At 64.9% G+C, this 1,133-nt stretch carries 1 protein-coding gene and 1 pseudogene; both read right to left on the reverse strand.

The genetic code is table 11. The features are described from left to right. Positions 1–95, reverse strand: a pseudogene (locus tag BLU35_RS35895) (GNAT family N-acetyltransferase); the annotation flags it as partial. Between the two features lie 86 nt (positions 96–181). Then, positions 182–1,123, reverse strand: a complete 942-nt coding sequence (locus tag BLU35_RS34800) for an electron transfer flavoprotein subunit alpha/FixB family protein (protein WP_093236524.1) — start codon at positions 1,121–1,123, stop codon at positions 182–184. Positions 1,124–1,133 lie beyond the last annotated feature (10 nt).

Below are 1,133 nucleotides of genomic sequence, written 5' to 3' on the forward strand. Positions count from 1 at the left end.
ATCAGCACTTCGCCGGCCTTTGGGCCTTCGAGCTGAACCGTCATGACCTCGAGCGGCTTGCCTGCCTGAACGGCAACGGCGGCGCGTACATCCATCTTAGGATCCCCTTGTTATTCGCTGAATTGCGGGCTGGGCCGGGCGCGCGCGGCGGCCGGACCGATGTCGTTCGGTTCAAACCGCGTTAGAGCGTCTTCTCGACTTCCGGCAGCGCTTCGAAGAGATCGGCAACCAGGCCGTAGTCGGCGACCTGGAAGATCGGTGCCTCTTCGTCCTTGTTGATCGCGACGATGACCTTCGAGTCCTTCATGCCGGCGAGATGCTGGATGGCACCGGAGATGCCGCAGGCGATATAGAGATCGGGTGCGACCACCTTGCCGGTCTGGCCGACCTGCCAGTCGTTCGGCGCGTAGCCGGCATCGACGGCAGCGCGCGAGGCACCGACGGCAGCACCGAGCTTGTCGGCAACCGGCAGGATCACTTGCCTGAACTTCTCCGACGAGCCGAGCGCGCGGCCGCCGGAGATGATGATCTTGGCCGAGGTCAGCTCCGGACGGTCGGACGACGACAGCGCGTCGGCGACGAAGGAGGAAACACCCGGGTTGGCGGCAGCCGAAACGCTTTCGATCGCGGCCGAACCGCCTTCAGCGGCAGAGGCGAAGGAGGCGGTGCGCACGGTGATGACACGCTTGGCTTCCGTCGTCTGCACCGTCTGGATGGCGTTACCGGCATAGATCGGGCGCCGATAAGTGTCGGAAGAGACCACTTCGATGATTTCCGAGACCTGGACGACGTCGAGCAGCGCTGCGACGCGCGGCATGACGTTCTTGCCGACCGAGGTCGCGGCCGCAACGATCGTGTCGTAGTTACCGGCGAGCGAGACGATGAGGGCTGCCAGCGGCTCTGCGAGGTTGTTGGCAAGCGAGGCGTCGTCGGCGACGAGCACCTTGGCAACGCCCGAAAGCTTGGCAGCCTGCTCGGCCGCGGCCTTGGCGCCGGCACCGGCGACCAGCACATGCACGTCGGCTCCAGTCCCACTGGCGATCTTGGAGGCGGCGGTCAGCGCCTTGGCGGTCTGGTCGGAAAGGTGGTTGCTGTCGTGGTCAGCCAGAAGAAGAATGGCCATGATGATATCT

The sequence above is a fragment of the Sinorhizobium sp. NFACC03 genome (assembly GCF_900103435.1).
In the GTDB taxonomy this organism is placed as follows: Bacteria; Pseudomonadota; Alphaproteobacteria; order Rhizobiales; family Rhizobiaceae; genus Ensifer.